Source organism: Flavobacterium sp. PL12 (assembly GCF_039123485.1).
GTDB classification, from domain to species: Bacteria; Bacteroidota; Bacteroidia; order Flavobacteriales; family Flavobacteriaceae; genus Flavobacterium; species Flavobacterium weaverense.
This window is the reverse complement of record NZ_JBANDI010000051.1, coordinates 1-3,770: the sequence shown is the minus strand read 5'-3', so window position 1 is coordinate 3,770 and position 3,770 is coordinate 1. Positions and strand designations below refer to the sequence as shown.

The following is a 3,770-nucleotide window of genomic DNA, read 5'->3' as shown; positions in this document are numbered from 1 at the left end:
GGTTGTTTAGCGACTTCAAGATACTGAATTTCAGTATCTTGACCAATATCTAAGTCATTTATTTTACTTTAAATAATTACACCCAACGGGTTAATAATATAAAACGATTAATAGAATATTTTCTAAAATTTGGTTTGTAAATACCGCAGCGCTCTTAATATTATTATTCAGATTGCATTTGACTCTTGGATAAAGTTGAGTAATTGAATTGAAGTTAAATACGAGACTAAAGCTTTGAACTTCGCTTCCCGAAAGAACCACGATTTTGAAAAATAATAAATCTAATTTCAAAAAAAATGAAAAAGTTTAACAGCTAATAGCAACCAATGAATAAAATATTTATAGTTTACATTTTAGTTTGCTTAATCTCATTGACAAATATATTTCTAAATATAAAGTAAAACATAACTTTTGCAGGATTTTGGAGTGACAGAATTTTATTTTGGATTTGGCTTAGTTTGACATGTATCATTATTATCTTATTTTGGAAAAAGAAATTAGTAAAAGTATACTTTGCACTACTTATTTTTACAATCATATTAAGCTTAATAACAATGGGAGTTCCTTTTTGGGGAATGTATCTTTCGGTTACAGGAAAAGGACTTAGATTCGAAAAGGAAATAACGCCAGAATACCGTGTCCAAATTGCAACTTACAGTATAATGGCAAGATATGCTCCACTGCAAGTAATTAGAAATCTTGGTGTTTTCGAAAAAGAAATTAGTAGCAGTGATTCAGAATTGAAAGTGAACGACAGTTTGAGCATTTCAAATTGGGATATTAAAAATGTTTGGTACATTTCAGAAAATGATAAAGAAATTACTTTAAAAATAACAGATGGAACGAATACTCTAATTAAAAATTTCCAGAAAAAAGAAGATAACTAAACTGACAACATTTACAATCAAAGGTAAAAATTGTACTTGAGAAATTGCTGCAATACGTATTTCTAATAATGAACTTGAGTCAAATTCATTGATGTCTAAAATAAAAATTTTAAACTCTTAAAATCTATTTTATAATTTTTAATTTTTTGTTCGTTTATAAGCATTATAAATTCTGTAATTCCTTAATTTGGATCTAAAGCAATTTAACGAATTTCGACAACCTTTCAGCCTAAAACTGTTCAGCGTTAAACCTAATTAAAACACAAAGCAGAAAAAAACCTAATAACTTATAAATCTAGAGTATTATCTTAGCTTCAATTATTTAGATTAGTACTCGATGAAAGAAATAAAACATTATGATGTTTTCATAATTGGAACTGGTACTGCAGGTCGAACTGCTGCCGAAATTTGTGTGAAAAATAATTTGAAGGTTGCAATAGCTGACAACAGAGAATTTGGTGGAACTTGCTCCACAAGAGGTTGTGATCCAAAAAAAATATTACTGCAATTCACAGAAATGGTCACCAAAAGTCAACTTCTAGTCAATCAAGGAATTTCTCAAAAACTACAAGTTAATTGGAAAGACGTTCAAAACTTTAAAAGAATCTATACCGATGATATTCCATCACGCACTGAGAAAAACTTTTCTGATTTAGGAATAGATTATTACCATCAATCTCCTGTATTCCAAAATTTAAGTGAAGTTCTGGTTGAGGGAAAACTGATTTCAGCTGCTAAATTTGTAATTGCTTCGGGAATGATTCCTCGAGAATTAAATATGGAAGGCAGAGCTTTTCTTGATACTAGCGATGATATTTTAAATCTAGGAAAAATACCTAAAACAGCAACATTTATTGGCACGGGTTATGTTGGAATTGAGTTCGCATGTATGCTAGCCACAATGGGTTGTAAAGTAACTATGATCGAGAATGGTCCAAAAGCATTAATACAATTTGACGAATATTTAGTTAATAAATTAGTTGCCCATCTTGAAACTCTCGGTATCACTTTCATATTTAACGCCGAAGTATCATCAATAGAGAAGTTAACTAAGAATTTAAAAGTTAATTACGTTTTAAATGGTGAAATTTTATCTGTTAGATCAAGAAAAGTTTACAACACCGCTGGTCGCGTTCCATCTATTGAAATGCTAGCTTTAGACAATGCTACTGTAAAGTTTGATAAAAGTGGAGTACTTGTTAACGATTTTCTTCAAAGCGTTTCCAACCCAAATTTTTATGCCTGCGGAGATGTTAGCAGTAAATCGCTGGCTTTGTCTCCGTTAGCCGGTTTACAAGGTTATATAGTTGGAAATAATGTTGTTAAAGAAAATTCTAAGGAATTTGAAGTTCCCGCAATCCCTTCGACCGTATTTTCAAATCCTCAGCTATCAAGCGTTGGTTATACTGAAGAAGAAGCTAACAAACATTTCAAAAATATTAAGATTTATAAAGGAGATGCAAGTCATTGGTACAATGCAAAAAAAGAAAACAACCCAATTTACGCCTACAAAATTTTAGTGAATGAGCGAACCAGTGTCATAATTGGTGCCCATTTATTAAGTTCTGAAGCTAACGAAACCATCAATATATTTTCAATGGCTATCCAACAGAAAATGACGGTTCTTCAGTTTAAAAAGCAAATTTTCACTTATCCTTCGTACAGTAATGACTTAAAAAAAATGTTGACCAACGAAGAATAAGTTCTAAACGTTAAAAAAGCAAAATGTGATGGAGAAGACAAATGAGAAAATCTCGTCAGTTTTAAAAATAATGGTATAGTGCAATTTTCAAATTTCTCTTTAAATGAAAAATGGTTAGATAAACAAAGTACAATAAATTTTTAAAAGATTTCTGCGCAATTAAAAATGGCATGTAATAATTCTCATAAATGTTCACGACTACATGCACGCGCGAAAATTGAGATTACTTATGGTAAATCGAAATATGAAATTAAAGAAACGAAAGCTTGAAAAACGTAGCCTATTTTTAAATAGCAGAAGGGAGATTTTTACTATTATAAATCATATCGAATGAATCTATTTTGTACTAATTACTAAATTTTAGAAATTATGGAAACAGCAAAACTGAATAAAATTGCCGAAATAACATTGCTTTTTTGGCTTATGAAAATTGTTGCGACAACGCTAGGGGAAACTTTAGGGGACTTTATTTCGATGACATTAAAATTGGGATACCTAACAGGGATTGTAATTACATCAGTATTTTTTCTTGTTCTTTTGTATGTGCAATTGAAGGCTAAAAAATTTAACCCAATATCTTTTTGGTTAGTTATTATTGCAACAACAACTCTTGGAACAGAAATATCAGACTTTATCGATCGCAGTTTAAATTTAGGGTACACTTTAGGAAGTTTAATTCTACTCATGGGACTAGTTGGCACTTTGTTTCTCTGGAATAAAAAATACAATAACTTAAATGTAAATCCAATTATTGAGACTCAGAAAGAGCTTTATTTCTGGATTGCCGTTTTGTTTTCAAATAGTTTAGGAACTGCATTTGGAGATTATTTGAGCGACATAATTGGCTTTAGTTATCTTCAAGGCGCTTTGATTACAGCAATAATAATAGTTATTGTGATACTACTGCATTATTACACTAAACTTAATGAAGTAGTTTTGTTTTGGTTGGCATTTGTATTTACTCGTCCTTTTGGTGCAACATTTGGAGATTTCTTAACTAAGCCAATTATTAAAGGTGGATTAGATTTAGGAACGCTACAAGCATCGATAATTTCGATTGTAATTATGACCATACTAATTTATTACTCATGCGAATCAAGGGTTAAAAAATTAAATTTATAAAAGCAGATGCTATTTTTCCAAAAATATGGACTAGTAATCCCTTACTTGACCTTACTTTA

The 3,770-nt window shown here is 30.4% G+C and carries 3 protein-coding genes; all 3 read left to right on the top strand.

What is annotated here, in order from left to right; translation table 11 throughout:
- Nucleotides 1-554 precede the first annotated feature (554 nt).
- The 3 genes from RCH19_RS14610 to RCH19_RS14600 all read left to right on the top strand — a co-directional run bounded on the left by RCH19_RS14610 (nucleotide 555) and on the right by RCH19_RS14600 (nucleotide 3,711).
- Complete coding sequence (locus RCH19_RS14610; RefSeq protein WP_343023847.1) at nucleotides 555-887, top strand: hypothetical protein; 333 nt, start codon at nucleotides 555-557, stop codon at nucleotides 885-887.
- A gap of 337 nt (nucleotides 888-1,224) precedes the next feature.
- Nucleotides 1,225-2,589, top strand: a complete 1,365-nt coding sequence (locus RCH19_RS14605) for an NAD(P)/FAD-dependent oxidoreductase (protein ID WP_343023846.1) — start codon at nucleotides 1,225-1,227, stop codon at nucleotides 2,587-2,589.
- 369 nt (nucleotides 2,590-2,958) lie between these two features.
- Nucleotides 2,959-3,711 (top strand): hypothetical protein, encoded by a 753-nt coding sequence (locus RCH19_RS14600; protein WP_343023845.1) that lies wholly within the window; start codon nucleotides 2,959-2,961, stop codon nucleotides 3,709-3,711.
- The last annotated feature ends 59 nt before the right edge of the window (nucleotides 3,712-3,770 follow it).